Raw genomic sequence first — 3,582 nt, 5'->3', positions numbered from 1 at the left:
GCCAAGGGGGCGGGCGGAGCGGAAGGTGCAGTCTGGGGCTTGACGGGAGCGGCGCCGGTCATCACGAGAGTCTCTCTGCCTCCGGTTGCGGCCGGAGGATGCAAAATCGCGAAAATCGCGACGACCTTTATACCGGTTTTCGCGATTTCGAAGCCCTGCCGCGCGCCCTTTCTCTCCCATCCGCCACGAACATGCCGCCTTCGGGCGACAGGAACGCCGCCGCGGAGGTCCGATATGAATGTAACGAAGCCCGCGGCCGTTCTGGTCGCGCTCTTCCTGTCGATCGTTTCCCTGGCTCAGGCCGGGGCGCAGGGGACGCAGCCCCAGCCGGCGCAGGGCCAGCAGCAGAGCGTGCCCGCCGCCGGAGCCCCGCCTGCCGCTCCTGCTGCGCCTGCCGCCCCCGCTGCGCCTGGCGCCGCGCCCGCCGCTGCGCCGGAGGCGGCCAAGCCGGTGGTGCTGCCGCCCGACCCCATGATCGTCGCCGCCCGCGAGAAGCTGGAGGCGGCGCGCGCCACCCTCGACGCCCTCGACGCCAGCCTGGCGCTGGAGGGGCTTCGCCCCAACGACCTCGACGAGGTGCGCCAGCGGCTCGACCCCGCCCGCCGCGACCTCGCGGCGGTGAGCGACCAGATCTCGCCCCGCGTCAGCGACGCCGAAAGCCGGCTCGGCGCCATCGGCGCCAAGCCCGCCGACGGCGCCGCCGAGGACCCGGCGGTGGCCGCCGACCGCGAGCGCCTGCAGAAGATGAGCTCCGACCTCGGCGCGGTGCTGAAGCAGAACCGCGCCTTGCTGCTGCGCGCCGACCAGATCTCCGACCGCATCAGCGCCCGCCGCCGGGCCCTGTTCACCGGCCAGCTGTTCGAGCGCTCGGACTCCATCCTCGATCCCGACCTGTGGGGCAATGCCCTGTCCTCGGTGTCGTCCGAGTGGCGGGCCATCCACTATTTCGTGAACGACTGGTCCAGCTTCGCGCTCCGCCGCCAGAGCTCCCTCGCCATGCTCGGCATCGTGCTCGGCGGCTTTGGCATCGGCGCGGCGGTGGTGCTGGGCGGGCGCCTGCTGCGCCGCCGGCTGCGCACGCCGCCGCCCCCGCCCGGCGAGCGCTTCACCCGCCTGCGCTCCGCCCGCGAGGCGCTGAAGGTGCTCGTGCTCAACGCCTGCGTGGCGCCCGCCGCGATCATGGCGGCCCTGGCCTTCCTGGGCGGGTTCGACGTGGTGCCGCCGCGTGCCGCGGACCTGCTGCACGGGCTGGTGGTGGCGGTCTTCATCAAGGCCATCGGCAATGCGGTGGGGCGCGCGCTGCTTGCGCCCGGCGAGCCGTGGCGCCGCCTGCCGCCGCTCTCGGACGCCGCCGCGACCCTGGGCTTCCGCTATTTCTCGTTCGCGGTGTGGACCCTGGCCATCGCCGCCTTCCTCAACGCGATGCACAAGGTGCTGTTCGCCCCCGTGGGCCTGACGGTGGTGACCAGCGCGCTGCTCGCCTTGTTCATCGCCGGCTTCATCGCCCGCTTCCTGGTGGGGGTGGCGCGCTCGGAGGACGGCGACATCGAGACCGAGGGCGGGGCCGCCCCCGTGGCGGAACCGGCGGCGAGCGCCACCGGGAGCCGCCCGCAATGGCTTCGCCTCGTCATCTGGATGGCGGTGATCCTGCTCCTCGGCGCCCTGGTGGCGGGCTATGTGAGCTTCGCCGCCTTCGTCGCCGCCCGCATGGTGGTGGCCGCGGCGGTGCTGGGCGGGCTCTATCTGCTCTACGCCCTCATCGACTCCTTCTTCGGCGAGGGGCTGTCGTCCGAGACGCCGCGCGCCCGCCACCTGTCCAAGGCCCTCGGCTTGCAGCCTACCAGCCTCGAACTGATCGGGGTGGTGTTGTCGGGCCTGCTGAAGGTGCTCTTGTTCGTGGTGGCGGCCTTCCTCATCTCCGGAAGCTGGGGCACCTCCACCGCCGACGTGATGGACACGGTGGAGCGCGCCTCCTTCGGCGTGCGCATCGGCACCGCCACCATCACCCTGTGGAGCGTGTTCTACGCGGTGCTGCTGCTGCTGGTGAGCCTGGTGGCCGCCCGCGCCTTCCAGCGTTGGGTCTCCACCGCTTTGCTGCCGCGCTCGGGGCTGGAGCCGTCGCTGCAATCCTCCATCGCCACCATCGTCAGCTATGTGGGCACCATCATCGCGATCATGATCGCCATGAGCGAGGTGGGGCTGAACCTCGAGAACATCGCGCTGGTGGCCGGCGCGCTCTCGGTGGGTATCGGTTTCGGCCTGCAGGCCATCGTGTCCAACTTCGTGTCGGGCCTGATCCTGCTCGCGGAGCGGCCGATAAGGGTGGGCGACACCATCAATGTGAAGGGCGAGGAAGGCTATGTGCGGCGCATCTCGGTGCGTTCCACCGAGATCGAGACCTTCGAGCGCGCCACGGTGATCGTGCCTAATTCCGATCTCATCACCGGCATGGTGAAGAACTGGACGCACTCCAACACCACCGGCCGCATCATCGTGGCGGTGAGCGTATCCTACGACTGCGATCCGGAGGAGGTGCGCGACATCCTCGTCGCCTGCGCCTGCGACCATCCGCAGGTGCTCCAGACCCCGCCGCCGCGGGTCTTCCTCACCAAGTTCGCCGATGCCGGCATGGCGTTCGAGCTGCGCTGCGTGGTGGCGAATGTGGATTACGGCCTGACCGTGAAGAGCGACCTGCACTTCCAGGTGCTCTCGCGCTTCCGCAAGGCCGGCATCGGCATGGCCGTCCAGCCCTGGGCCGCGCTCGCCCGCGCGCCGGCCGATATGGTGCCGCCGCCGCCCGCGTCGCCCGACCCGCTCCAGTGAAACGCGGGCCGGCGGGATGTCCCTCCGGCCCGCTAACGCTTCCTCAACCCCGAGGGCGCACAAGGCACCCCGTATGAATGGGGGCGGGGAGCCCCCGAACCAGCTGGAAGAAAGCCATGCGCGACCCGATCCTCCGCCGTTCCATCCTCGCCGGTGCCGGGCTCGCGCTGCTGCTCCTGCTGGGCGCCTGCGGCACCACCGATACCGCGCTTGACGGGCAGCCGGCCTTCTACACCAACCTCGCCAAGACCGGGAAACCGGTGGACGCGGCGGCGGCCGCCTCCATCATCTCGGACTATCGCGTCGGGCGCGGGCTCCCTCCCGTGACCCTCGACGACCAGCTCAGCCGGATCGCCCAGGACCAGGCCAACGCCATGGCGCGGGCCGACAACCTCTCCCACGAGGTGGGCGGGCGCAATTTCATGAGCCGCATGAAGGCGTCCGGCTACAACGCCTCCAAGGCGGTGGAGAATGTGGGCGCGGGCTACCACACCCTCGCCGAGGCGTTCTCCGGCTGGCGCGATTCCCCGTCCCACAACAAGAACATGCTGGAGCCGGGCGTGACCCGCATGGGGATCGCCACGGCCAATGCGCCCAATTCCAAGTACAAGGTCTACTGGGCGCTGGTGCTGGCCGAGCCGGACAAGAGCGGGCGGTAGGGCGCCGGGCGCGGCCGGCCCGACCTCTGGGCGCCTGATCTGGGCGCCTGATCTGGCGCAACGACGAACCCTCTCCCGCTTGCGGGGGAGGGCAGGGAGG

The 3,582-nt window shown here is 70.8% G+C and carries 2 protein-coding genes; both read left to right on the top strand.

Translation table 11 applies throughout. From position 1 onward, the window contains the following. Positions 1–234: 234 nt before the first annotated feature. Positions 235–2,823 (top strand): DUF3772 domain-containing protein, encoded by a 2,589-nt coding sequence (locus K9U40_RS22320; RefSeq protein WP_282892301.1) that lies wholly within the window; start codon positions 235–237, stop codon positions 2,821–2,823. 116 nt (positions 2,824–2,939) lie between these two features. After that, positions 2,940–3,482 carry a CAP domain-containing protein gene (locus K9U40_RS22315; protein WP_282892300.1) on the top strand — a complete coding sequence of 181 codons (543 nt, stop codon included), beginning with the start codon at positions 2,940–2,942 and terminating at the stop codon, positions 3,480–3,482. Positions 3,483–3,582: the final 100 nt, after the last annotated feature.

Source organism: Xanthobacter autotrophicus (assembly GCF_030015065.1).
Taxonomy (GTDB): domain Bacteria; phylum Pseudomonadota; class Alphaproteobacteria; order Rhizobiales; family Xanthobacteraceae; genus Xanthobacter; species Xanthobacter autotrophicus_D.
This window is presented reverse-complemented; position numbering and strand designations above follow the sequence as displayed.